Origin of the sequence: Plantibacter sp. RU18 (assembly GCF_050613355.1) — a bacterium.
Taxonomy (GTDB): Bacteria; Actinomycetota; Actinomycetes; order Actinomycetales; family Microbacteriaceae; genus Plantibacter.
The window spans coordinates 1,396,837-1,421,201 of sequence record NZ_CP159618.1; the positions used below are offsets into that span (position 1 = coordinate 1,396,837).

The window sequence follows — 24,365 nt, forward strand, 5'->3', positions numbered from 1 at the left end:
CCACGGAAGGCAGCCGTCCATGAGCGTCACCGAGCAGCAGGTGCGACGCACCACCGCCGACGGGCGCGAACCACTCGTCCGCCTCCGCGGCGTCACGAAGCGCTTCGATCGCACCGTCGCCCTGCAACGCGTCGACCTCGACATCCGCCGCGGGGAGATCGTCGTGCTCCTCGGTCTGTCCGGCTCCGGCAAGTCGACCCTCCTCCGCCACCTCGACGGTCTCGAACTCCCGACGTCCGGTAGCGTGACCGTGCTCGGCGACGAGGTGCCGACGCTCGGCCAACGAGCGCTCCGTCGCCTGCGTGCGAGGGTCGGCTTCGTGTTCCAACAGTTCGAACTCGTCCCGTCGTTGACGGTCCTCGAGAACGTCCTCACCGGATCGCTGGCAGGGGTCCGCGGTCCTCGCCTCGGTGTCTTCGGCTACGGCCGTGCTCTGAAGCTCGTGGCGCTCGGACACCTCGACCGCGTCGGTCTGCTCGAACGGGCCTACCAGCGTGCGGACACACTCTCCGGGGGCCAGCAGCAGCGGGTGGCCATAGCCCGCGCGCTCATGCAGGACCCGGAGATCCTGCTCGCCGACGAGCCCGTCGCGTCGCTCGACCCGGAGTCGAGCGAGCAGGTCATGGCTCTCATCCGCGAGATCGCAGTGGACCGGGGACTGACCGTCGTCTGCAGCCTGCACCAGGTGGATCTCGCCCTGTCCTGGGGTGACCGCATCGTCGGACTCCGACACGGCGAGGTCGTCCTCGACACCCCGACCACCGGACTGTCGAAGGCGGAGGTCATGGAGATCTACGGCCGCGTCACGACGAGCACGCGAGAGCTGCAGGCCATCGAGGTCGAGCTCGGCCCGGACGAACTGCTCGGTGACCCGGACGACGACCTCCGAGGCCTCCTCGGCATCGAGGAGCGCGTCGGTGACGACGAGCTCCCGGACGACCCGGAGTGGGAGTTCGACGGGGACGACGACGGCCGCGAACCCCGCGACGTGCGGCGCCCCGGCGGGAAGCGCTGATGGCCGTCGCCTCGTCCGGCACGACGCAGACGACCGGTGGTCGAGCGCGGGTGCTCTCCGGGCCGGTCCCGGTCCGCAGGCCACGTCCGCAGATGGTCGCGGCGATCCTCACGCTCGTCGCGCTCCTCGGTTTCTCCGTGTACTCGCTCGTCGAGGTGGACATCTCGCTCCCGAGGATGATCGCGAGCTGGGGGAACGCCGTCAACTTCTTCGGTCGGGTGGGCACCATCACCTTCCCGCCCATGGACGAGCTGCTGTCACTGACCGCACTCACCCTCGGGATCGTCATCACCGGAACCGTCCTCGCCGCCGTGATCTCGATCCCCGTCGCCTACCTCGCTGCCGCGAACACGACGCCGGGACCCGCATGGCGCGCCCTCGGACGGTTCATCGGCGTGCTCAGTCGAGCCGTCCCGGACGTCGTGATCGCGATGATCCTCGTCCTCATGTTCTCGCTCGGCTCGTTGCCCGGCATCATCGCGATCGGGCTGCACTCCATCGGCATGATCTCGAAACTGTTCGCCGACGCGATCGAGCAGATCGACGAGGGGCCCCGGCTCGCGATCCGGGCTGCCGGCGGGTCGAAGCTGCAGCAGTTCGTCTCGGGCGTCCTGCCCCAGGTGATGCCGTCTTGGGTCGCGACGGTGCTCCACCGCGGCGACATCAACCTCCGTGGGTCGGTGCTCCTCGGTTACGTCGGTGTCCTCGGGCTCGGCCGGGAGCTCTCGCTCGCGTTCAAATCGCTCGACTACTCGCTCGGCATCGGGCTGGCGATCGTGATCTTCGCCCTGTGCGTCGTGATGGAGATCGTGTCGAGTGCCGTTCGGACGGGGATGCTCGGCGTCCAACCCACCGGTCGTGGACTCGGTGACCGCGTCGTCCGCCGGGTGAGGGCAGCACGGTACGGTCGTCGCCCGACGACGGCGCGGACCATGCCGACGTCGGTCGCCTCGCCGGACGAGCGCATCGCCGCTGCGGCACGGCGTCCGTGGACACCGGCTCGTCTCCGCGACACCGCCGGTGCGTGGACTGCCGCCGCCGTGGTGGTGTGGGCGATCGTCGTGTCGGACATCCAGTGGGGCGACCTGGTCACCTTCTGGGCCAAAGCGCCCGCTGTCCTCGCGCGCCTCTGGCCGCCCTCGTTCGGCATGCGGACCATGGAGCAGATGCTCGGAGCGATGTTCGAGACGATCGCCATCGCGTTCGCGGCGACATTCATCGCCCTCGTCTGCTCGATCGTCGTCGGCTCGTTCGCCGCCCGCAACGTCGCCCCGAACCAGGCTGTGCGGACGGGGGCCAGGTTCGCGCTCGTCGGCATCCGCGGCATCCCCGAGCTCATCCTCGCCATCCTGCTCATCGTCGTCACCGGCCTGGGGGCGCAAGCGGGCACGCTGGCACTCGGCATCTGCGGTATCGGGCTGTTGGGCAAGTTGATCGCGGACTCCTTGGAGGAGGTCTCGTCCGGCCCCGAACGCGCGCTCACCGCCGTCGGCGCGACGAGGTCCCAGGTCTACGCGTCGGCGACCCTGCCGCAGGGTGCCCGCGCGCTCGTCGGCCACACCTTCTACACGCTCGACACGAACATCCGGGCGGCGACCATGCTCGGCATCGTCGGCGGAGGCGGGATCGGCTACTACCTGATCCAGGCCGATCAGGGCGGCAACTACGACCAGGTGACGGCCATCGTGCTGATGATCCTCGCCGTGGTGCTGATCGTCGAGGGCATCGCGATGTGGATGCGGAAGGTGTTCGGATGAGCATGGATCGGATGAGCATGGGGCGTGTGAGCCAGGGGCGGCCGGACGGTGGTGCCGCGAGTGCGCTCGGCCTCGGCGTCAGCGCTCTGGGGGCCTCGGCCGATCGCGCGGACGTCGTGGTCGTCGGCGCGGGCATCGTCGGCCTGTCGGCGGCTCTCGCGGCTGTCGACGCCGGGGCCGAGGTCATCGTGGTCGATCGTTCGGCCGAGGCGCAGGGGGCGTCGATCCGCAACTTCGGACACCTCGCCGCGACGCCGCAGGCGGGCCTCGCCGGTCGCCTCGCGATCCGGTCGTCGGAGATCTGGCAACGGCTCGAGCAGGACGCGGGGATCTGGTTGCGGCGCTCGGGGACCCATGTCGTCGCCCGCCACGACGACGAGCTGCGGGTGCTCACGGACTTCGCCGAAGCCCGCGCGGGGGCGGGAGCGTCGGAGGATGTCCGGCTGCTCGATGCCGCCGAGTTCCTGCAGCAGGTACCGATCCGACCGGACGACGTCGTCGGCGGCGCCTGGCTCCCGAGGGACCTGCAGGTCAATCCGCGGCAAGCGACCGCGGCGATCACCGCGTACCTCCAGCGCCGAGGGGTCGAGTTCCGGCTCCGCACCGCGGTCACGGGACTCCGCACCGGGTTCGTCGAGACGAGCCGCGGACTGATCGCCGCCGGACTGACCGTTGTGGCGGTGAACCACGACATCGATCAACTCCTGCCGGACGTCGCCGAGCGCGCAAAGGTCCGCCGCTGCGCCCTCGACATGCTGCGGGTCCGCGCCGAGTTGCCCAGACCGCTCCCGGCACCCGTCCTCACCGGCTGGTCGCTGTTGCGCTATGCGGGTTTCGCGTCCTCGACCGCCATCCCGGCCCTCCGCGAGCGGCTGCACCACGATCATCCGGGGCTCGCGTCACTGGACGTCAACCTCATGGCGACGCAGCTTCCAGACGGCTCGATCATCCTCGGCGACACGCACAGCCGCGGTGAGGCCGTCTCACCCTTCCAACCGGAGCACGCGTTCGACGAGCTGCTGCGGGCGGGCCGAGACCTCTTCGGCTCGCGCCTCGATGTGCTCGAGCGCTGGCAGGGCGTCTATGCCAGCGCGCCGGAGGAGCTGCTCATCGACGAACCGACGCCTGGCGTCCGTGTCGTCGCGGCGACCACGGGCATCGGGATGACCACCGGGCCGGCGCTCGGCGAACTCGCCGTCGCGCAGCACCTCGGTCCGACCTTCTCGCCGGCTCAGCCGGCTCTCGTCCGCACGACATCAGCCCATCGCCAGAAAGGTCTCTCGTGACCAGCATCGACCACACCCCCAAGGACAGCACCGAGGCGACGTCGCTCGAGGTCGCGCCCGACGACCGCCCCGAGGACGTGGAGGGCGCGTTCGAGGACCACGAGGACGACCTGCTCCTCGAGCTGGTGGTCCTCGACCTCGCAGGCACCACGGTGTCGGACGACGGCGTGGTGGAGGACGCGTTCAGAGCTGCGGCTGCCACGATCGGCATCGACACCGAGGACGCGCTCGAAGCAGCCATCGGGCTCGTCCGCGACACGATGGGCCAGTCGAAGCTCGACGTCTTCGTCATCCTGACCGATGGAGACGAGGCTCGCGCCGCGGTCGGCAACGCCGCCTTCGAGGAGGCCTACGAACGGCTCGTCGCCGACGGTCGGGTCGAAGCGATCCCGGGTGCCGAGGACGTCGTCCGTCTGCTCCGTGAGCTCGGCGTCGGCGTCGTCTTCACGACCGGCTTCGCCCCCGCGACCCGCGACGCCCTGCTCGCGAGCCTCGGCTGGTCCGACCTCGCCGACGCCGCACTGTCCCCGGTCGACGCAGGACGTGGTCGTCCGGCTCCCGACCTGCCCCTCACCGCCCTGCTCCGCGTCGGCGCGAGCGCGGTCGACACCGTGGTGGTCGTCGGCGACACCGCGAGTGACATGCTCTCCGGCGTGAACGCCGGCGCGGGTCTCGTCGTCGGCGTGCTCACGGGCGCGCACGACGAGGAGACGCTGCGTGACGCCGGTGCCGACGAGATCATCACGAGCATCGCCGAGCTGCCTGCGCTCCTCGGCCTCGACTGAACCACCACCGGGGGAATCATGCACACCACACTCACCGCGCACGCGGGCAACGACGTCTTCATCAGACCGTCCCCGGTCGCCATGGTCTGGCAGGGTCCTGGCCATCCGCACCAGGCGATGGCGGTTCCTGGAGTGCCCCTCGGGCCAGGTGACGTCCTGGTCGAGGTCGAGCTCGCGACGGTCTGCGGGTCCGACGTGCACACCGTGCTCGGGCATCGCGACGCGACGACCCCGCTGGTGTTCGGTCACGAGCAGGTCGGGCGGGTGGTCGCGGTCGGGGGGCCGGTGACGGCCGTCGACGGGACAGCGCTCGTCGCCGGCATGCGGGTCGTGTGGTCGGTCATCGTCAGTTGTGGCGCGTGCGACCGGTGCGCGGCCGGGCTCGAGCAGAAGCGCCGCAGGCTCGCGAAGTACGGGCACGACCGGGTGCATCGGGGTTGGGAGCTGAGTGGCAGCTTCGCGACGCACGTCGAGCTGCTCGCGGGGACGGCGATCGTGATCGTGGGGGAGACGCCTCCGGCGGCCGTGTTCGCCCCTGCTTCATGCGCGACCGCGACTGCCGTGGCGGCACTCGACGTCGCCGGGTGCGAGCTCGCGGGGACGGCGATCATGGTCACTGGTGCCGGAATGCTGGGCCTCACCGTGGCAGCGATGGCTGCGGATGCGGGCGCCCGCGTCGTCGTCAGCGACCCCGATCCTGCACGGCGGGCACTCGCCACGCGCTTCGGGGCCATCGCCGCGGTGGATCCGGGACTCGGCGCCGCCGAGCATCTGGAGGCCGCACACCTGGCCGCGGGCGTCGAAGGCTTCCCCGTCGCGATCGAGATGTCCGGCAACGCCCAGGCCGTCGACGCCGCGATCGGTTCCCTGTCCGTCGGCGGGACGGCGGTGCTCGTCGGCAGCGTCTCACCGGGGGTCCCCCTCGGCATCGATGCCGAGCGGATCGTCCGCGGTCTGCTCACCGTGCGGGGTGTGCACAACTATCGGCCACGGGACCTCGCCCGGGCCGTCGACTTCCTGACGGGCGCCTGGCGTCGGTATCCGTTCACCGAGCTCGTCGGCCCGGAGTTCCGGCTCGCCGACGTCGACGATGCGCTCGCCGCAGCCGCATCGGGGGCGTTTCCACGAGTGGCCGTGCGCCCGTGAGGGGTCCTCGGAGGTGTCGGCGGATCGACGAGGCGCCTGGCGCGGAATGGTCGTCGCCGCGAGGCCACCGGACCACCAGTGATGTCACCCCTTCGAGCGCCCCCCATTACGGGGGTCAGCGCCCCTGGTTTTCCGCGGAATTCGGGCGATCCTCCGAATTCATTCCTGCCAAATGACCCACCTTGTGGGGTATCCTCGGGCCATGACGGTCACGACTCGCCACCCGGGGGTGGTTCGTGTGGGTGGCCGCCTCATGGTCGTGGATCCATTCGCGGACCGAGGCGTGCTCACCGAGGGGCAACAGCGCGTCCACCGTCTGCGGCGGAGGATCGCGGTCCTGCTCGGCGGGTTCCTGCTCCTCGCAGGCTTCGTCATCGGTGCGTTCGCCGGCGTACTCGTGCAATGGGCAATGTCGCCCGAACGTACCGGGGAGGTCTCGCTCCCCGTGATCGACCGCGATTGGACACCGGGGCTCGACGTCGCCGGAGCGGTCCTCGGCGTCATCCTCGTCGTGGTATTCCTCGTCGTGTCGGCCGAACGCCGCAATCGCCGTCGGCGACTGGACGGCCGGCATCAGCCGTCGCGCTGGATCGACCCCGTGAACGACCATCTGATCGGCGTGGACGACGACACCTCCTGGCCGGCGCTCTGGACACTGACGCGCATGTATGCGTCGGCGGAGCGCGCGCAGCGGGAACTCGTGCATCGCAGTGCCGCCCGCGGCGAGGTCGGTAGCGGCGACGAGTGCGAGCTCGCTGAGCTTCGCTTCGCCGCCGACGATGCCCGTGAAGCACTCGAGAAGACCGCACAGGCGATGGGTGTCAGCGTGCCGGAGGGGCCGTTGCCCGATGCGCAGGCGATCCTCGCCAGCTCCGCTCGCCAGCGGGTCCGCCGGAAGACGCTCTAGCTGGAGTTCCCTGTCAGCTCGTGAGACGCTCGAGCAGCTCGCGGTATCGGGCGGCCGTCTGCGTCACGATCTCCGACGGCAGGGTGGGCGGAACAGGAGTCGCCTCGTCGCCCTGGTCCCAGTTGCGCGCGAGCCAGTCGCGGACGATCTGCTTGTCGAAGCTCGCCATGCGCTCGCGGTCGCTGCTACCCGCCAGATAGACGTCGCGGTCCCAGTAGCGGCTGGAGTCGGAGGTGAGGACCTCGTCCCCGAGCGTGATGACGCCCGTCGAGGGGTTCCGCCCGAACTCGAACTTCGTGTCGGCGAGGATGACGCCGTGGCGTTCGGCGATCGCCGACGCGGTCTCGTAGATGCTGAGCGACAGGTCCTTGAGCGCGATCGCGTCGTCCTCGCCGATCAGCTCCATCATGCGGCCGAAGGTGATGTTCTCGTCGTGCTCGCCGAGGGGTGCCTTGTACGCCGGGGTGAACAGCGGTTCGGGGAGGCGGTCGCCGTCGCGGAGCCCAGCGGGGAGGGGGATGCCGCAGACCGTACGGTGCGCGACATACTCCTTCCAGCCGGATCCCGTCAGATAGCCGCGCACGACGCATTCGACGGGGAACATGTCGAGCTTGCGGACGAGCATGGCGCGACCGGCGAACTCGTCCGGGATGCTCCGGACGACGGTGCCGTCGGCTGCGAGCTCGTGGTCGGGCACGAGATGGTTCGGAACCGCGCGCAGTTGGTCGAACCACCAGAGGCTGAGGCTCGTGAGCAGTTCGCCCTTGCCGGGGATGCCGGGCTCGAGCACGTGGTCGAAGGCGCTGACCCGGTCGCTCGCGACGACGAGCAGGCGGTCGTCCTCACCCGCGGCGGATTCGTACAGGTCGCGGACCTTGCCTGAGTAGACGTGGTTCCAGGCGTTGGTCTCCGAGGATGCGCTCACCGGATCATTATCCCGTATGCCGGCGCACGAGGGTGGTGGACTGACGTTGCGCCGTTGCATTCCGCATTGTATATTCCATGTGGAATAGTTCGGAAGGAGGATCCAGATGCGCGCCACCAAACCGCTCGGCAAGCTCGGTGTCGGGGCACTCGGGTTCCTCATCGAACGACCCATGCACCCCTACGAGATGTACCAGCTCGCGGTCCAACGCGGGGAGGACCGGGTGGTCAAGGCGAGCCCCGGTTCCCTGTACCGAGCCGTGTACTCGCTCGAGGCCGAGGGACTCGTCAGAGCCACCGGCACCGATCGGGACGGCGCACGACCGGAGCGCACCACCTTCGAGATCACCGAGGCGGGCCGCGATCGGCTCGTCGACCGCATCGTCGACATGCTCCGCACCCCGATCAACGAGTTCCCCGAGTTCGCGCTGGCCATCTCCGAGGCGCACAACCTCCAGGTGGGGCAGGCCTGCGACCTCCTGCGCGAGCGGGTCGTCGCGCTCCGCGCGCAACTGGACGAGCTCGACGAGATCAAGCGCGGTGTCGCCGAACGCGGAGTCCCTCGCATCTATTGGATCAACGCCGACTACACCTCCGCCATGACGACGGCCGAGATCCGCTGGATCGAGACGACCGTCGCCGAACTCGAGTCGGGCGAGTTGCCCTGGCACGACCCCGGCTGGAAGGCCCGCAAACAGGCTCAGCACCTCGCCGCACAACAGCACCATCACACAACGAGCGTCACGACGCCCGGCCAGTAGACCCCATCGTCCGTCGACGCTCGTCGACCAACTCATCTCGGTCCACCCGCAGTCCTCGATCCACCCACGCTTCGACGCGGCATCGCGCGCCGGCCCCCACGCAGAAAGCCTCCTCATGTCCAACATCACCAGTACCGTCCGTCCGTGGCCGGCCCTCTGGTCGCTCGTCATCGGGTTCTTCATGATCCTGATCGACACGACCATCGTGTCCGTCGCCAACCCCGCCATCATGCGCGGACTCGATACCGACATCAACAACGTCATCTGGGTGACGAGCGCCTACCTGCTCGCCTACGCGGTGCCGCTGCTCATCACCGGGCGTCTCGGCGACCGGTTCGGTCCGAAGAACCTGTACCTGATCGGCCTCGTCATCTTCACCCTCGCCTCGCTGTGGTGCGGCCTGTCCGGCACGATCGAGATGCTGATCGTCGCGCGCGTCGTGCAGGGCATCGGTGCAGCACTCATGACACCGCAGACGATGGCTGTCATCACCCGCATCTTCCCGCCCGATCGTCGCGGTGCGGCGATGGGGCTCTGGGGTGCGACGGCCGGCGTCGCCACGCTCGTCGGCCCGATCCTCGGCGGTGTGCTCGTCGACGGCTTCGGCTGGGAGTGGATCTTCTTCATCAACGTCCCGGTCGGTATCGTCGGGTTCATCATGGTCTGGCGGAACGTCCCGTCCCTGGCCACGCATCCGCACCGGTTCGACATCCTCGGCGTCGTCCTGAGCGGCGTCGGCATGTTCCTGCTCGTGTTCGGCATCCAGGAGGGCCAGAGCTACGACTGGGGAACCATCACCGGCCCCATCACCGTGTGGGGCCTGATCGTCGCCGGAGTGGTCGTGCTGGCACTGTTCGTCGTCTGGCAGGCGGTCATGAAGGGCGAGCCGCTGCTGCCGCTCGCGCTGTTCCGCGACCGGAACTTCTCCGTCGGCAACCTCGCGATCTCCACGATCGGCTTCACCGTCACGAGCATGTCGTTGCCCCTGGTGTTCTTCTATCAGACGGTCCGCGGTCTCACCCCGACGCAGTCGGCGCTCATGCTCGTGCCGATGGCCGTGCTGTCGGCTGGACTCGCACCGGTCGTCGGCCGCGCCATCGACCGCGTCAACCCGAAGTGGTTCGCGCTCGCCGGTCTCGTGCTGCTGTCGGCGTCCCTCGGGTGGTACTCGGTCCTCCTCACGCCGGATCAGCCGATCCTCATGCTGCTGCTCCCGAGCGCCGTGCTCGGTCTCGCCAACGGGTTCATGTGGGGGCCGGTCTCGAACCTCACCACGCGTGGTCTCCCGCAGCACCAGGCCGGCGCCGGCTCAGGTGTCTTCAACACGACCCGTCAGATCGGTGCCGTGCTCGGCAGCGCGGCGATCGCGGCGCTCATCCAGTCGCGCCTCGCAGCTGAGCTGCCCGCTGCTCCCGGAGGGTCCGCGGGTGGCGTCAGCGAGGTGACGGGTGGCGAGCTGCCAGAGGCGCTCCACGCCGGCTTCACCGCAGCCATGTCGCAGTCCCTGCTGCTTCCGGCGGGGCTCGCGCTTGTCGGAGCGATCGTCGTGCTCTTCTTCCAGAAGCCGAAGGCCGCGGCCTGGTCGAGCCCCGAGACGCGCCACGGACAGGCAGCCGCGGCGGCAGCCGCGACCACGTCCGAAAGCGCCTAGCCGCGGGAGGGAATCTGCACGAGGGCGGGAGATATTCGAGGGAGGTCTCCTGCCCTCGTTCGGCTCTCCTGCCCTGGCGCCCGAAGGCCCAGTGCGTGGGGGCGTCAGCTGGCGGGGAAGAACGGCGTCACCGCAGCGGCGAACGACGCCGGTGCCTCGACCCAGGGGTAGTGTCCGCAGCCGTCGAGCACCACGGCCTGGCCGAGTGGGAAGCGCCTCGCGAGGTCGACGACCGGGGCGAGACCCGTGAGGCCGTCCTCCGCGCCTGCGATCACCAGGACCGGAGCGGTGAGCATGCGGAGTGCGTCGCGGATGTCCTCGACCTCGTCGATCGACGGGGCGTGCACGAAGGCGTCCTGCGCGGCGGGGTGCCAGGCGCCGAGCCGCTCGTGCTCACGGGCCGTATCGTCCCAGCGGGCCCATGCGATCGGTGCGACGAACGGAAACTGCCGGTTGCCGCTCGCGGAGTCCGGGGCTGCGAGGAGTGCCGGTACGGCCTCGAGGAACCCCTGGTACCAGTCCTCGCCCGCGTGACGCGCGATGATCCCAGCGCTGTCGTCGTCCGCATCGACGAGCCAGGTCGCCGGGGGTGTCACCAGGCACAGGCGGTCGAGTCGTTGCGGGTACCGAGCGGCGTAGCTGATCGCGACCCTGGTGCCGGCGGAGTGCGCGAGCAGTTCGATGCGTTCGCTGCCGAGCCACTGTCGGAGCGATTCGACGTCCTCGGCCAGTGCCGGCCAGCTCGCTGCCGCCTCGGTGGCGCCTTCGTCGGATTCGCCCACGCCGCGCTGGTGCAGGATGACGAGGCGTCGCCTGCTGCTCAGCCCGCCGAGGTCACCGAGGTACACCGGATGGCGTGCGGGGCCTCCGGCGAGGACGACGAGGTCCGGCAACGAGTCGTCGCCGCGGAGGTCGACATGCAGGCGTGTGCCGTCGTGGCTGGTGAAGCTCGTCATCGCGGCGTCGAGGACCGGTCGTCAGGAGACGCGGGCGGCGATGTCGGTGCGGTACTGGCCGCCCTCGAGTTCGATGCGGGACAGTGCCTCGTACGCGCGGCTGCGCGCCTCCGTGAAGGTCGTGCCGAGAGCGACGACGTTGAGGACCCGGCCGCCGGTGGCGACGAGGCCTCCGTCGACGTCCGCCGTCGCAGCATGGACGACGTGAACGCCTTCGACGGCCACGGCAGCGTCGAGGCCGGTGATGCCTCGGCCGGTGACCGGCGTCTCGGGGTAGTTCTGGCTTGCGAGGACGACCGTCACCGCGCTCGCCTCGGCGAACGCCGGTCGTGGCTGTTCGGCGAGCGTCCCCGTGGCCGAGCCCAGCAGGAGGGCGGACAGGGGCGTGAGGAGACGCGGGAGGACCACCTGGGTCTCGGGGTCGCCGAAGCGGGCGTTGAACTCGATCACGCGGACGCCGCGCTCGGTCAGGATGAGGCCCGCGTACAGCAGACCCTGGAAGGGATTGCCCTCAGCGGCGAGCTGGCGGACGACGGGGATCGCGACCGACTCGAGCACCTCGTCGACGAAGGCCCTCTCGCTGCCGAAGCGGTTGTCGAGCCATGGGAGCGGCGAGTACGCGCCCATGCCACCGGTGTTCGGACCGGCGTCGCCGTCGAGCAGCCGCTTGTAGTCCTGGGCGGGGGAGAGGGGGAGGACCGTCTCGCCGTCGGTGATGAAGAAGAGGGAGACCTCGGGTCCGTCGAGGAACTCCTCGACGAGGACGCCGCCGTACCCGAGCCAGTACGTGGCGTGCTGGATGGCGGCCTCGCGGTCGTGGGTGACGAGGACGCCCTTCCCGGCGGCGAGACCGTCGGCCTTGACGACGTAGGGGGCGCCGAACTCGTCGAGCGCGCTGATGGCGGCGTCGAGCTCTTCGGCGCGGACGGCGCGACCGGTCGGGACGCCGGCCTCGTCCATGATGCGCTTGGCGAAGGACTTCGAGCCCTCGAGTGCCGCGGCTGCACGGTTCGGGCCGAAGACGGGGATACCCGCCGCTCGCAGCTTGTCGGCGACGCCGGCGACGAGTGGCGCTTCGGGGCCGATGACGACGAGGTCGACGGCTTCGTCGCGGGCGAAGTCGCGCACGATCGACGGGTTCTCCTGGTCGATGCCGACCGTGGTCACCTCGCCGGCGATCCCCGCGTTGCCGGGAGCGGCGATGATGTGGTGCCCGGCCTCCTCGGACAGGAGGGCCTTGACGATGGCGTGCTCGCGGGCACCGGAACCGAGGACGAGGATCTTCACACCGTCTAGCCTAAGGTGCGCGGCCCTGCTGCGGATCGCAGATGTGGATGACGGTCCGTCGTGCACGAGGATCCGGATCCGAGCAGATGGCCTACCCTCGATGCATGGCCAGACCGAGGATCACCGACGCCGTCGGGCGTGCAGCCCTCACCGAGGCGCTGGGCGATGCACCGGCATCACGGTCGGACACCGCAACCGCCGTCCGCTACCTCCTGGAGCTCCTCGTCGAGCGGGCGCCGGGCAACACCGTCGAGGTGCGCGTTCCGCCGTTCGGCGCCGTGCAGTGCATCGAGGGCCCCCGGCACACCCGGGGCACGCCGCCGAACGTCGTGGAGATGGACGCGGCCACCTGGCTCGCCCTCGCCTCCGGGCGCCTCGACTGGAGTGCTGCGATGGCGGGTGGCACCGTGCACGCCTCCGGCCAGCGGGCAGACCTCTCGAACCTCGTCCCGCTCCTGCTGCCGCGCTGAGCCTCGCGGTCGGGCTCCGATCAGTACGCCCGCAGCACGCTCCGGGTACATTGGTGCGGTGACCTCCAGCGCGAACGCCTCCTCACCCAGCACCGAGCCGTCGGCCGCACAGCCGCTCGACACCCCGGAGGAGACGACGCTCGACGCGACGATCGTCATCCCGACCTTCAACGGCGAGATCTACCTCGAGCAGATCCTGGCCGCGATCGAGGCGCAGGACTACGACGGGACCTTCGAGACGCTCGTCATCGACTCCGGCTCCACCGACCGGACGCTCGCGATCGTCGCCGCGCACCCGGACGTCCGCCTGCACGTCATCCCGAACAGCGAGTTCGGGCACGGCAGGACGCGGCAGCTCGCGGCGAGGCTCGCGCGCGGCAAGTACGTCGTCTACCTGACGCACGACGCGATCCCCGGCGACTCCCGTTGGCTGCACGAGATCACCGCTCCGCTCGACCCGGACGGCATGGACGTCGTCGCCGTCATGGGCAAGCAGATCGCGCGTCCCACCTGCTTCCCGCTGCTGAAGTACGAGATCCACGACGTCTTCCACAACTTCGGTCCCGACTTCGGGACGACGGTGTTCGCGAACGACGGCTTCGCCGACGGCAACGGTGGCCTGCTCGATGCGCTCGCCTTCTACTCCGACGTCAACTCGGCCACGCGTCGTGAACTCCTCCTCGGCGACATCCCGTACCGCGATCTCCCGTACTCCGAGGACATGGCGTTCGGGGCCGACATCATCGCTGCGGGGCTGCGCAAGGCGTATGCGCCGCGCGGTTGGGTCATCCACTCCAACGACCTCACGCTCGACGAGTACCGGAAGCGCATCTTCGACGAGACGACGGCCCTGCGCCGTATCGGTAAGCCCGTCGCCCGGCTGCGTCGTTCGCGCCAGATCGGCTACACGGTCTTCGGAGCCCTCCGCGACGCCAAGCGGATCGTGCGCGACCGTCAGTACGGCTGGAAGCGTCGCCTCTACTGGTTCGTGGTGAACCCCGCGTACCACGCGGCGAAGTGGAGCAGCTACTACGTCGCGTCCCGCGTCGATCTGAACGACGAGGCCGCGATGCGCGCCGGCTCCCTGGAACACAGCCGCAAGTAGGCGAGCGGCGTCCTTCCCTCTGCTTTCGGCGAACGCACTGGTGGATCACGGCCGGCTGCGCTGTGATGGAGGTATGAGCGCGAACAGGGTGTTGGTCCTCGGCGGCAGCGAGTTCGTCGGACGTGCGGTGGTCGACGAGGCGGTCGCCGCGGGCTGGGACGTCACCGTCTTCAACCGCGGGACGAGCCGCGCGGTCCCGTCCGACGGCATCACCGTGCTGCACGGAGACCGGACGCTGCCGGGTGGCCTCGACGCATTGCGCCTCGGTTCCTGGGATGTGGTCGTCGACACCTGGTCCTGGGCACCGTCGGCAGTGCGGGATACGGCGACCCTGCTCGCCGACCGTGTCGCGCGGTACGTGTACGTGTCGAGTCGCTCGGTCTACAGCTACCCGTCGGCCGCCGGAGCCGCAGAGGACGCCGCCCTGGTGGACGGGTCACCGCACGACGACGGGTTCGATGACTATGCGCGGGCGAAGCGTGGCGGCGAACTCGCTGCGGTCCAGGCCTTCGGCGACCGGGCCGTCCTCGCACGTGCCGGGCTCATCCTCGGGCCGCACGAGAACATCGGACGCCTCCCGTGGTGGCTGACCCGCATCGCCGAGGGTGGCGACGTCCTCGCGCCAGGCGCACCGACGGACCCCATCCAGTACATCGATGCGCGTGACCTCGCCGCGTTCCTCCTCACTGCGGGCTCGATCGGCGCAAGTGGTCCGTTCAACGTCGTCGGCGAGCGCGGTGCGGTCTCGCTGGGTGACCTCCTCGACGCCTGCATCGCCGCCACAGCCTCGGATGCCGTCCTGCGGTGGACCGACCAGGACCGGGTCCTCGCCGCCGGCATCGAACCGTGGACGCAGCTGCCGGTGTGGCTGCCGACCGGTGAGGCGGCCGACTCGATGCATCACGGGGACGTCTCGCGGGCGATCGAGGCAGGACTGCAGCGGCGTCCCGTGACCGAGACGGTCGTCGACACGTGGAGCTGGTTGCAGAGCATCGGCGGTGTCGCACCGCAGCGTCCGGACCGACCGATCCTCGGCCTTCACCGTGACGTCGAGCGGGACTTCCTCGCGCGGAGCTGAGGCTCCGGCGTCATCCGATGGTCCGCAGCAGGGCCAGCCTGCTCCGCGTCCGGAACGCGTCGCGGGCGAAACCGGTCCGGCCGACTGCCTCTGCGCTCATGAAGGTGTCCCGGTCGGTCGCGGCGATCACATGCAATTCGACGTCGAGGTCGCACAGCGCGTCGACCAGGTGCACGAAGCGTGCGCGCGCCTCGCGGGTGAGGCGCTCGGGCGTGGGAAGGGCGTCGAGTACCCAGCGGTCGTAGTCGGCGGCCCAGGCGAGGTAGTCGCCCACCGATGTCGGGCGCTCCAGCAGTTCCGCGCTGGTGAACCAGAGCGTGCCCTCACCTGCTGCGACCGCGTGGAACTCGTGCCCGCTGATCGCCATCGTGACCGCGTCGGAGGAGGCTGGGCGGGGGAGTCCCAACGCCGCCAGCTCGTCGTCGGCGCCCGGGCCGGCGAGCAGCCAGCTCCCGCGCGAGAATCCCTGACGTTGCCGCACCGCGGAACTCCGGCGGTGGTCGGTGTCGCCGGCGAGTTCGACGACAGTCATGTTCGCCTCGATGATCGTGATGCCCGGCACGAAGATGTGGTGGTAGACGGGATCGGGGAGGAGTCCGCTCGGCGGATAGTTCGAACTCGTGATGAGCGACACCTCGCGGGAGAACAGCGCCTGGAGGAGTCGGATCATGAGCGTGCCGTCGCCGGGGTCGTGCACGTGGAACTCGTCGAACAGCACCAGGTCGACGCCGTCGAGCAGATCGTCGACGGCCCGGTCGACCGCGTTCGTGACCGCACCGGCGGCAGCCCTCGCGCCGGCGCCCGGCTCGCCCGTCGCCCGTGCAGACTCGGCTGCCGCCGTCCGGTGTTCGTGGATCGAGCGGTGCAGCTGACGGAAGAAGGAGTGGAAGTGCACCCGACGTTTGCGCTCGGTCGGCAGCGCCTGGAAGTACGCGTCGAGGAGCCAGGTCTTGCCACGCCCGGCGGCTCCCCAGAGGTACAGATGCTCCGCCGGGGCGTCATCGTGTCCGATCGCCAGCGCTGCCAACCGCTCGGCGACGTCGGCCTGTTCGGGCTCGAGGACGAAGCCGGAACGAGCCGCCGCATCCTGCATGGCCTCGACGACCGCAGCGGTGGACGCAGCGCGCCGGGTCTCGTCCGTCAGTTCCCGGGCGTCGATCGAGCTCTCTGTCAGCGTCACGTCCACCGGTCGATCGTACCCTCGCGCGGCGGGGAGCCGTCCGTTCACCGACGGTTCACGGCGCTCAGGATCGTGGGGGAGAATAGAGCCATGACAGACGCCACCGGGCAGCCAGCACCGGAAGCACAGCACCCAGCCGAACCGACGCCGATTCCGCCGGCCGAGGGAGCGCCCGCCGCCCCCGCGGTGCCGGGCAACCCTGAGGTCCCCGGCGCACCTGAAGCCGACACCGAGGTCGCGACCGTGTACACCTCCGGCAAGGTCTCCGTCCGGCGCTCGCCGCGGTACTGGCGCTTCCTCATCATCGGCGTGTTCGTCGGCATCGTCGCGGCCCTCATCCTCACCTTCGCCTTCCCCGCGAACCCCGACTACTCGCTGACGCAGGTGTTCGGCTTCCTCCTGCTCGTGAGCGGCGTGTTCTTCGGCGCGCTCGCGCTGTTCATCGGCCTCATCATCGACCGCTCGATGACGAAGCGGATGAAGATCGTCGCAGCGGATAGAGTTGACGTGCATCCAGCCGGTCCCCACCCGACGGACGCGGCCCCGGCAGACGCCGATGCCGCCGAACCAGGCGAATCCGGCCCCCCGAATCCACCCCTCGCAGAAGGTTCAGGACGGTCATGACCTCATCCACCAGCTACCGGGAAGCGGGCGTCGACACGGCCGCCGGTGATCGCGCCGTCGACCTGATGAAGGCCGCAGTCGCCGACACACACGGGCCCGAGGTGTTCGGTGGTTTCGGTGGCTTCGCCGGCCTGTTCGACGCTTCCGCGCTCACGTCCTTCCGGCGCCCGCTGCTCGCGACCTCGACCGACGGGGTCGGAACGAAGGTCGCCATCGCCCAGGCCATCGACAAGCACGACACCATCGGCCAGGACCTCGTCGGCATGGTCGTCGACGACATCGTCGTGGTCGGCGCGAAGCCGCTCTTCATGACCGACTACATCGCCTGCGGGAAGGTGCATCCCGAGCGCATCGCGTCGATCGTCTCAGGCATCGCGCGCGCCTGCTCCGACACCGGTACGGCGCTCATCGGCGGCGAGACGGCGGAGCACCCGGGCCTCCTCGGTGTCGACGACTACGACGTCGCGGGTGCCTGCACCGGTGCGGTCGAAGCCGACGCGATCCTCGGCGAGCACCGTGTCGAGGACGGCGACGTCATCCTCGCGCTCGCCTCCTCGGGGCTGCACTCCAACGGCTTCTCGCTCGTCCGTCACATCCTCGCGCAGGCGGGCGTCGAGTACGGCGACCACAGCGAAGAACTGGGTACCACCTTCGGCGAGGCGCTCCTCGAGCCGACGCGTCTGTACACCCTCCCGCTGCTGCGACTGCTCGACGACCCGGCCTTCGCCGGCGCGGTGCACTCCCTCAGCCATGTCACCGGCGGCGGCATCGCCGCGAACCTTGCCCGGGTGCTCCCCAAGGGGTCCTGGGCGGAGGTCGACCGCTCGACCTGGAGCCCGTCCCCGGTGTTCCGCACGCTGAGTGAACTCGCAGGCTCCTCGCTGGAGTCGAGCGAGGGCACCTGGAACCTCGGTGTCGGCTTCTTCGCCGTCGTGGCCCCGTCGGTCGCCGTGAGCATCACCGCTGCCCTCGAAGCCGACGGCATCGCCACCTGGCAGGTCGGCACCGTCCACCACGATGCCACCGCTTCGAGCCACGACCTCGCCGGCTTCGAGCAGGGTGCCAAGGGGGTCGACGGCGGTGCCGTCCGCCTCGTCGGTGCCTACCGCGACTGACCCACCTCAGCGCTCCCCGCTTCGCCCGTTTCCTGTTTCGTCATTCGCCCAGCACGAACCACAAGGAGTTCCCACGCATGTGCGGCATCGTCGGCATCGTCTCAACCGAGCCCGCCAACCAACAGGTCTACGACAGCCTGTTGCTCCTCCAGCACCGCGGTCAGGACTCCACCGGGATCGCCACGGCCGACGGCAGCACGTTCCACATGGTCAAGGCCAAGGGACAGGTCCGCGAGGCCTTCCGCACTCGCGACATGCGCTCACTGCTTGGCAACATGGGGCTCGGCCACGTCCGATACGCCACGAAGGGTGATGCGGGCAACGAGAGCGAAGCGCAGCCGTTCTACGTGAACGCGCCCTACGGCATCACCCTGATCCACAACGGCAATCTCACCAACACCCGTGAGCTCAGCAAGGACCTCTTCCACGTCGACCGCCGCCACGTGAACTCCACGAGCGACACCGAACTGCTGCTCAACGTGCTCGCCACCGAGTTGCAAGGCCAGATCAGTGGGCTGGAGCTCGACCCCGACCAGGTGTTCAACGCCGTGGAGCACGTCCACGAGCGAGTCGAAGGCTCGTACGCGACGATCGCCCTCATCGCGGGTCATGGACTGCTCGCGTTCCGAGACCCCTTCGGCATCCGCCCGCTCATCCTCGGCAAGCGCCAGACGGGCATGGTCGGCAACGACTGGATCGTCGCATCAGAGTCACTCGTCCTCGAGGCCGGCGGGTATGAGATCGTCCGCGAGATCGCGCCGGGCGAAGCCGTCTTCATCACGACCTCGGGCGAGCTGTACTCGCGTCAGTGCGCGAAGAACCCGCGTCTCGTTCCGTGCTCGTTCGAGTACGTGTACCTCGCCCGCCCCGACTCGGTCATGAACGGCATCTCCGTCTACGAGGCCCGTCTGCGTCTCGGCAACCGCCTCGCGGACACGATCGCGGAGTACACGCCCATGGGCGACATCGACGTGGTCATGCCCATCCCGGACTCCTCGCGCCCGGCGGCCATGCAGGTCGCGCAGAAGCTCGGTATCGAGTACCGCGAAGGCTTCTACAAGAACCGCTACGTCGGCCGCACGTTCATCATGCCGGGCCAGGCGCAGCGCAAGAAGAGCGTGCGCCAGAAGCTCAATGCGATGGGCTCGGAGTTCAAGGGCAAGAACATCCTCATCGTCGACGACTCGATCGTGCGCGGCACCACCTCGAAGGAGATCGTCGACATGGCTCGCGCCGCCGGTGCGAACAAGGTCACCTTCACCTCGGCGGCGCCGCCGGTCCGCTTCCCGCACGTGTACGGCATCAACATGCCTTCCCGGCAGGAGCTCGTCGCCCACGGCAAGAAGATCCCCGACATCGCACGCGAGCTCGGTGCGGACAACCTGATCTACCAGGAGGTCGCCGACATGAAGGCCGCGATCCTCGAAGGCTCTGGGATCAGTGAGCTCGAGATGAGCTGCTTCACCGGTGAGTACGTGACGGGCACGGTCACGCCGGAGTACCTCGAGTGGGTGGAGCGCTCGCAGCTGTCCTGAGCCTGCCTCGGCCCCGACCGCAGGCGCATCTCGCGAACCACCATCCGTCTCCCTCACTCAGGAGTGGCGCGGCGTGTCGTGCGGCCCGGTCGTGGGTCAGCGGCGACACGCCGACGCCCTCCTGAGTCAGGGCGGGTGTTACGGGTGTTGCGGGAGATTCGGGCTACTCGGTGGGGGTGTCCGTCGTCGGAGCAGCCTTCGGCGTGCGCGGCTTGGCCGGAGCCTTGACCGTCGGAGCCTTGACCGCCGAGGCCTTGACGGTCGGTGCCTTCGGAGCCGCAGCGACCTTCGGCGCAACCGGAGTCTTCGGGGCCGCGGCGACCTTCGGCGCAACCGGAGTCTTCGCCGCGGCGGGCTTCCTCCCAGCCGCCGCCCGCGGAGCAGCTGCCTTGGCCGCTGGGGTCTTCGCGGAAGCCGGTGCCTTCGTGGCGGGTGTCGCACCAGTAGTGCGGGTCGCTGTCGTCTTCGCAGTGGAGGGCTTCGCCGCGGCGGTCTTCGCGGTCGTGGCCGTCGTCGTCGATGCCTTGGCCGTACTGGCCTTGGCCTTCGTGGTGCTGCGCGGCGCCGTGAGCACGGCGTCGGACTGGGCCGCTGGCGCGGACGCCTCAGCGCGCTTCGCCTCGGTCACGTCGGCAGCGGTGGCCTCTGCGGCCGTCACTGGCGCGTCGAGCTTCGCCTGCGTCTCGTCGGCCGCAGCGGCGATCGTCACGGCGTCACCCTGAGCAGTCGAATCGAGGACGAGCGACTCTGCGGCTTCCGTCGACGGTTCGGTGACCGGTGCCTGCTCGGCGACCGGTGCCTGCTCGCCGGTGGTCGGCTGGGCCTGCTGCTGGTCCTGCCAGTAGGCGCCGGGCTCGTAGGCCGGCTGCTGCTGGGCATAGCCGCCCGCGGGGTACTGCGTGGTCGGCTGTGCGTAGCCACCGGTCGGGTAGGACCCCGTCGCCTGCTGCTCGTACCCGGGAGCCTGCTGGTAGCCGGCTTGGTACGCGCCCGGGTCGTAGGTACCCGGCTGAGCTGTCGGCTGCTGTGCTGCGGCCTTCGCTGCCGCACGCTGCTCCTGCTGGCCGGCGAGACGTGCGACCTCCGCGTCGATAGCGTCCTCGGTGATGTGCTTCGACGGGCCGTACGCATCGAGGCCGACGAACAACGCGGCGATACCCATGCCGAAGATGGGCCAGATCGGCCAGAAGTACCCCCACGCGCCGGTCAGGAGCCAGATGACGATCAGGAGCACGGAGACCGCGCCCCAGACGCCGAGGTACTGCTTGAAATCGTGCTGGGCTTTCAGGCGCTTCTTAGCGGCAGCGCGGAGCTCGTCGGTGTTCATCCGTCCAGGGTAGTCTCCGGTCCGCGAGAACACCATTTGCAGACCGCTGTCGTCGATCCGGCGTGAGCCGGTTGTGGAGGATGGCAGAGGAAGGAAGCGACTACGCTCCCTTCGCCTCGCCATCGGCGTATTTGTCGGCGTACTCAGCCCACTTGGCGATCTCGTCGTCGTAGCTCTCGTCGACGCCCGAACCCGGAGCGTCGCCGGAGTGCCCTGTGAGCTCGCGCTCGAGCGCGTTGTAGTTCACATCGGGGCTGAATGACTTGAGCTCACGAGCGATCTTCGTGTGCTTTGCCTTCTGACGGCCACGACCCATGCGAGACCCCCTCATGATTTTCTGACCGGCCGCACTTGCGGGGCGTCCGGGGCTTTCGCCTACCAGGGAACGATAAAGACTAGCGTTCAGCTTACCATGCTGGTCGTGCGCCAGGCGCGTCCAGGGTGCGAGCCGCGTCGATTGCGATGGGACCGGTCTGGACGCAAGGGCTGGGCGTCGCGGACGAGTGGTGGGACGATGGGGACATGATCGGAACCCTGCACATCACCGGAGATCCGAACGCCGACGAGCTGTTGTCGTCAGACCCGCTCGCCCTGCTGATCGGCATGCTGCTCGACCAACAGGTCCCCATGGAGACGGCGTTCGCGGGTCCGCTGAAGATCCGTGAGCGACTCGGTGCCTTCGATGCCGCGACCATCGCGAAGGAATCCCCTGAGGCGTTCGTCGAGATCTTCAAGACGTCTCCGGCCGTGCATCGGTTCCCGGGCTCGATGGCGGAACGCGTGCAGGGGTTGTGCGCGGCGCTCGTCGAGCGGTGGGACGGCGATGCGGCAGCGGTCTGGACGCGCGACGCTCCGGACGGCCCCGAGATCCTGACGCGGCTGCTCGCACTCCCGGGTTTCGGCGCCCAGAAGGCGAAGATCTTCCTGGCGCTCCTGGGCAAGCAGTACGGTCTCGATGCCACGGGCTGGCGTGAGGCGGCGGGTCCCTACGGCGAGGAGGGCAGCCTCCGATCGGTCGCCGACATCGTGGATCCGGAGTCGCTCGCGCAGGTGCGTGCGGCGAAGCAGGCCGTCAAAGCGGCGGCCAAGCGCGCGAAAGCGGGATGACGATGAGTGACCAGGACCCCGGAGACGTGAAGCCTGAACGCAGCGAACCACACGGCGCGATCGTCGTCGGGGTGACACCGCGTCAACCCGACGCCGTCCTCCTCGAAGCGATCTCGTTCGCGCGGGCGTTCGGATGCTCGCTCCTGCTCGCCCACGTCGACGCGAGCCGTTTCGTCGTCGTGGAGAATGCCGACGGCTCGGTCACCTCCCTGCCCTTCGACGCCGATCTGCACGACTTCGAACCCGAGCCACCCGACCCGACCATCGAGACGACGGCGCATCGTCTGCTCGACGACGCGGATGTCTCGTGGGAGCTCCTGCAGTTGGCCGGTGATCCGGCGCGTGCCCTCGGCCGACTCGCGGACTCCGTCTCCGCCCGCGCGATCATCGTCGGGACCCGTGAACGCGGGCTGCGGAAGGGGATCCTCGAGTTCTTCAACGGCTCGGTCGCCGCGTCGCTCGCGCACCGGCAGGCACGACCGGTGATCGTCGTCCCGCTCGCCCCGACCGGGTCCGACGGACCGCTCTGGGACGCGCCCGCGGATGAAGCCCGGTGACGGCCGCACCCTCTGCGCCTCCCGCGCCGCATCTCCGACCGTCGACGATCGCCATGGTCGCCCTCGGCGGCGCGCTGGGAACCGCAGCGCGTGAAGCGGTCTCCTTCCTGATCCCGCCGGTCGGCGGCGTGCCGATCGCGATCCTCGGGATCAACGTCCTCGGCGCGTTCCTCCTCGGAGTGCTGCTCGAATCGTTGCTGCTCCGCGGACCGGACGCCGGTCGCCGCCGGTCGATGCGGCTCCTCCTCGGCACGGGCATCCTCGGCGGATTCACGACCTATAGCGCGCTTGCGGCCGACAGCGGCGTGCTCCTGCTCGACGGGCGAGCGGTGATCGGTGTCGCGTACGCCCTCGGCACGGTCCTGCTCGGTGGTGCGGCCAGCTGGCTGGGCATCCTGGTGGCTCGGCGGATCCGCGGTGCGCAGTGGGCCGAGGGCCCCGAGCTTCCCGACGTGGGCGGTGGCGCTGCATGACGCCGGTGCTGTTCCTCATGATCGCCGTCGCCGGGGGTGTCGGTGCCGCGGCCCGTTTCGTCCTCGACGGTGTCATCCGTGCCCGGCTCGGCGGTCGCTACCCGTTGGGGACGACGATCATCAACGTCAGCGGTTCGCTCCTGCTCGGCTTCGTGACGGCGCTCGCGCTCTCGGGTGTCGTCGACGACTCCTGGCGGTTGGTGCTCGGCGGTGGATTCCTCGGCGGGTACACGACCTTCAGCACCGCGAGCATCGAGACGGTGCGACTCCTGCACGAGGGGAGATCCCGGGCCGGGCTGGCGAACGCCTTCGGCATGCTCGTCGCGTCCGTGCTGGCGGCGATCCTCGGCTACTGGCTCGGCGCGCTCGTCGGCTAGCACGACCGCTCGACCGAAGATGGGTGGGCCGCTAGCCCTCGTCGCTGAACCGGCGATTGTGCCTGAGGTTCAGGACGATGGGGATGCCGAGGGCGACGACGAGGAGGAGTACGCTCCAGTACCGGATCTCGGACCACAGGAGGAAGACGCCGAAGACGCCGAGGCCGCCGGAGAGTCCGCGGAGGATGATGGTGAAGAACGGGAGATGCTGCGGTCGCCCACGCCACATCGGCAGCGGTGTGTCGGGGTTCGCCGAGATCAGTCGGACCATCGACAGCGTGCCGAAGACGGCGGCGATGAACAGCAGCGACAGACCCCAGGTGAGCATGACCCCAGTCTGTCAGGCCACCTGCGTCCCTCAGGCTGCAGGTGCCCCCGAGCGCTCCTCAGCCGGCTCCGTCGGCGCAGCTCCCGACGACGACTGCTCTGCGGCCCACTCGGCTACGCGCGAGGCGCTCTCCTCCTCTGAGAGGTCCTCGACGCGGGACATGACCGACCAGCGCACGCCGAAGGGGTCGCGGATCGACGCGAAGCGATCACCCGAGACGAAGTCGGTCACCGCTTCGCGAATCGTGGACCCGGCCAGCTCGGCTCGTGAGACGACAGCGTCGACATCGGCGCAGTAGAGACCCATCGAGTAGCAGTCGGACTCGCCTCCGGGCGATTCGATGAGGCCGTAGTCGGGGTTGGGTTCGCCCAGCTGCAGCCGACCCTGTCCGAATTCGAGTTCGGCATGCACGACCACGCCGCCCATCTCGGTCGCATCGACGAGCCGTGCGCCGAACACCGATCGGTAGAATTCGATCGCCTCCGCTGCGCGCGGTACGACGAGGAACGGCGTCAAGCTCGTGGAGCCGTGCGGGACGCCGTCGGTGGTGTGTGCGCCGGTGATTCCTGGTCTGGGTGTCGTCGTGTCGTTCATGCTTCGACGCTACGCACACC

Annotated in this window: 26 protein-coding genes; 18 read left to right on the forward strand and 8 right to left on the reverse strand. The window is 69.4% G+C overall.

The genetic code is table 11. From position 1 onward, the window contains the following. Positions 1-19: 19 nt before the first annotated feature. The 6 genes from phnC to ABMA10_RS06815 all read left to right on the forward strand — a co-directional run bounded on the left by phnC (position 20) and on the right by ABMA10_RS06815 (position 6,896). A complete protein-coding gene (phnC, locus tag ABMA10_RS06790) occupies positions 20-1,015 on the forward strand; it encodes a phosphonate ABC transporter ATP-binding protein (RefSeq protein WP_347868488.1) in 996 nt (331 codons plus the stop codon). Continuing rightward, positions 1,015-2,772, forward strand: coding sequence for a phosphonate ABC transporter, permease protein PhnE (gene phnE / locus ABMA10_RS06795; RefSeq protein WP_347868489.1), 1,758 nt, complete (start codon positions 1,015-1,017; stop codon positions 2,770-2,772). Before phnC ends, phnE begins: the two co-directional genes overlap by 1 nt. Beyond that, positions 2,769-4,058: a TIGR03364 family FAD-dependent oxidoreductase gene (locus ABMA10_RS06800; protein ID WP_431031323.1), complete on the forward strand. Its 1,290-nt coding sequence runs from the start codon at positions 2,769-2,771 to the stop codon at positions 4,056-4,058. The genes phnE and ABMA10_RS06800 overlap by 4 nt, the downstream gene beginning before the upstream one ends. After that, the gene (locus ABMA10_RS06805) at positions 4,055-4,843 is read left to right on the forward strand and encodes an HAD family hydrolase (RefSeq protein WP_347868491.1); all 789 of its coding nucleotides are present in this window, start codon (positions 4,055-4,057) and stop codon (positions 4,841-4,843) included. Before ABMA10_RS06800 ends, ABMA10_RS06805 begins: the two co-directional genes overlap by 4 nt. An 18-nt stretch (positions 4,844-4,861) precedes the next feature. Continuing rightward, positions 4,862-5,989 carry a zinc-binding dehydrogenase gene (locus ABMA10_RS06810; RefSeq protein WP_431031324.1) on the forward strand — a complete coding sequence of 376 codons (1,128 nt, stop codon included), beginning with the start codon at positions 4,862-4,864 and terminating at the stop codon, positions 5,987-5,989. Between the two features lie 202 nt (positions 5,990-6,191). After that, a complete protein-coding gene (locus ABMA10_RS06815) occupies positions 6,192-6,896 on the forward strand; it encodes a hypothetical protein (RefSeq protein WP_347868493.1) in 705 nt (234 codons plus the stop codon). A gap of 13 nt (positions 6,897-6,909) precedes the next feature. Here the strand turns inward: ABMA10_RS06815 and ABMA10_RS06820 are convergent, their stop codons facing one another. Continuing rightward, complete coding sequence (locus tag ABMA10_RS06820) at positions 6,910-7,881, reverse strand: phosphoribosylaminoimidazolesuccinocarboxamide synthase (RefSeq protein ID WP_414693661.1); 972 nt, start codon at positions 7,879-7,881, stop codon at positions 6,910-6,912. A 46-nt stretch (positions 7,882-7,927) separates the two neighbouring features. Here ABMA10_RS06820 and ABMA10_RS06825 point away from each other — a divergent pair, with 46 nt between their 5' ends. After that, the gene (locus tag ABMA10_RS06825) at positions 7,928-8,581 is read left to right on the forward strand and encodes a PadR family transcriptional regulator (protein WP_347868494.1); all 654 of its coding nucleotides are present in this window, start codon (positions 7,928-7,930) and stop codon (positions 8,579-8,581) included. 115 nt (positions 8,582-8,696) lie between these two features. Then, a complete protein-coding gene (locus ABMA10_RS06830) occupies positions 8,697-10,232 on the forward strand; it encodes a DHA2 family efflux MFS transporter permease subunit (protein WP_347868495.1) in 1,536 nt (511 codons plus the stop codon). Between the two features lie 104 nt (positions 10,233-10,336). On the opposite strand, the gene ABMA10_RS06835 is transcribed toward ABMA10_RS06830, so the two are convergent. Continuing rightward, positions 10,337-11,188, reverse strand: a complete 852-nt coding sequence (locus tag ABMA10_RS06835; RefSeq protein WP_347868496.1) for an alpha/beta fold hydrolase — start codon at positions 11,186-11,188, stop codon at positions 10,337-10,339. 21 nt (positions 11,189-11,209) lie between these two features. Then, positions 11,210-12,475 (reverse strand): phosphoribosylamine--glycine ligase, encoded by a 1,266-nt coding sequence (gene purD / locus ABMA10_RS06840; protein WP_347868497.1) that lies wholly within the window; start codon positions 12,473-12,475, stop codon positions 11,210-11,212. Between the two features lie 104 nt (positions 12,476-12,579). On the opposite strand from purD, the gene ABMA10_RS06845 reads away from it, so the two are divergent. From ABMA10_RS06845 to ABMA10_RS06855, 3 genes are all read left to right on the forward strand, one after another. Next, positions 12,580-12,945: a sterol carrier family protein gene (locus tag ABMA10_RS06845; RefSeq protein WP_347868498.1), complete on the forward strand. Its 366-nt coding sequence runs from the start codon at positions 12,580-12,582 to the stop codon at positions 12,943-12,945. Between the two features lie 58 nt (positions 12,946-13,003). After that, complete coding sequence (locus ABMA10_RS06850; RefSeq protein WP_347868499.1) at positions 13,004-14,050, forward strand: glycosyltransferase family 2 protein; 1,047 nt, start codon at positions 13,004-13,006, stop codon at positions 14,048-14,050. Positions 14,051-14,123: 73 nt separating this feature from the next. Further along, entirely contained in the window at positions 14,124-15,128 is a 1,005-nt protein-coding gene (locus tag ABMA10_RS06855; RefSeq protein ID WP_347868500.1) for an NAD-dependent epimerase/dehydratase family protein, read from the forward strand. A gap of 10 nt (positions 15,129-15,138) precedes the next feature. Here ABMA10_RS06855 and zapE read toward each other — a convergent pair whose 3' ends face one another. Then, positions 15,139-16,314 (reverse strand): cell division protein ZapE, encoded by a 1,176-nt coding sequence (zapE, locus tag ABMA10_RS06860; protein WP_347868501.1) that lies wholly within the window; start codon positions 16,312-16,314, stop codon positions 15,139-15,141. An 84-nt stretch (positions 16,315-16,398) separates the two neighbouring features. On the opposite strand from zapE, the gene ABMA10_RS06865 reads away from it, so the two are divergent. From ABMA10_RS06865 to purF, 3 genes are all read left to right on the forward strand, one after another. Then, positions 16,399-16,932 (forward strand): hypothetical protein, encoded by a 534-nt coding sequence (locus ABMA10_RS06865; RefSeq protein ID WP_347868502.1) that lies wholly within the window; start codon positions 16,399-16,401, stop codon positions 16,930-16,932. Continuing rightward, complete coding sequence (gene purM, locus ABMA10_RS06870) at positions 16,929-18,047, forward strand: phosphoribosylformylglycinamidine cyclo-ligase (RefSeq protein WP_347868503.1); 1,119 nt, start codon at positions 16,929-16,931, stop codon at positions 18,045-18,047. The genes ABMA10_RS06865 and purM overlap by 4 nt, the downstream gene beginning before the upstream one ends. Before the next feature lie 77 nt (positions 18,048-18,124). Continuing rightward, positions 18,125-19,582: an amidophosphoribosyltransferase gene (gene purF, locus ABMA10_RS06875; protein WP_347868504.1), complete on the forward strand. Its 1,458-nt coding sequence runs from the start codon at positions 18,125-18,127 to the stop codon at positions 19,580-19,582. 163 nt (positions 19,583-19,745) lie between these two features. Here the strand turns inward: purF and ABMA10_RS06880 are convergent, their stop codons facing one another. Beyond that, entirely contained in the window at positions 19,746-20,909 is a 1,164-nt protein-coding gene (locus ABMA10_RS06880; protein WP_347868505.1) for a 2TM domain-containing protein, read from the reverse strand. Between the two features lie 100 nt (positions 20,910-21,009). Then, the gene (locus ABMA10_RS06885) at positions 21,010-21,225 is read right to left on the reverse strand and encodes a DUF3073 domain-containing protein (protein ID WP_347868506.1); all 216 of its coding nucleotides are present in this window, start codon (positions 21,223-21,225) and stop codon (positions 21,010-21,012) included. Positions 21,226-21,431: 206 nt separating this feature from the next. On the opposite strand from ABMA10_RS06885, the gene ABMA10_RS06890 reads away from it, so the two are divergent. The 4 genes from ABMA10_RS06890 to crcB are packed head-to-tail and all read left to right on the forward strand — an operon-like array spanning position 21,432 to position 23,423. Beyond that, complete coding sequence (locus ABMA10_RS06890) at positions 21,432-22,016, forward strand: HhH-GPD-type base excision DNA repair protein (protein WP_431031325.1); 585 nt, start codon at positions 21,432-21,434, stop codon at positions 22,014-22,016. Between the two features lie 2 nt (positions 22,017-22,018). Beyond that, positions 22,019-22,573, forward strand: a complete 555-nt coding sequence (locus ABMA10_RS06895; protein WP_347868508.1) for a universal stress protein — start codon at positions 22,019-22,021, stop codon at positions 22,571-22,573. Further along, positions 22,570-23,046: a fluoride efflux transporter FluC gene (locus ABMA10_RS06900; RefSeq protein ID WP_347868509.1), complete on the forward strand. Its 477-nt coding sequence runs from the start codon at positions 22,570-22,572 to the stop codon at positions 23,044-23,046. The genes ABMA10_RS06895 and ABMA10_RS06900 overlap by 4 nt, the downstream gene beginning before the upstream one ends. Then, positions 23,043-23,423, forward strand: coding sequence for a fluoride efflux transporter CrcB (gene crcB / locus ABMA10_RS06905; RefSeq protein WP_431031326.1), 381 nt, complete (start codon positions 23,043-23,045; stop codon positions 23,421-23,423). The genes ABMA10_RS06900 and crcB overlap by 4 nt, the downstream gene beginning before the upstream one ends. 31 nt (positions 23,424-23,454) lie before the next feature. On the opposite strand, the gene ABMA10_RS06910 is transcribed toward crcB, so the two are convergent. Together ABMA10_RS06910 and ABMA10_RS06915 are read right to left on the reverse strand one after the other, a co-directional pair. Continuing rightward, positions 23,455-23,751 (reverse strand): hypothetical protein, encoded by a 297-nt coding sequence (locus tag ABMA10_RS06910; RefSeq protein WP_431031327.1) that lies wholly within the window; start codon positions 23,749-23,751, stop codon positions 23,455-23,457. A 30-nt stretch (positions 23,752-23,781) separates the two neighbouring features. Then, entirely contained in the window at positions 23,782-24,345 is a 564-nt protein-coding gene (locus tag ABMA10_RS06915) for a VOC family protein (protein ID WP_347868512.1), read from the reverse strand. Positions 24,346-24,365: the final 20 nt, after the last annotated feature.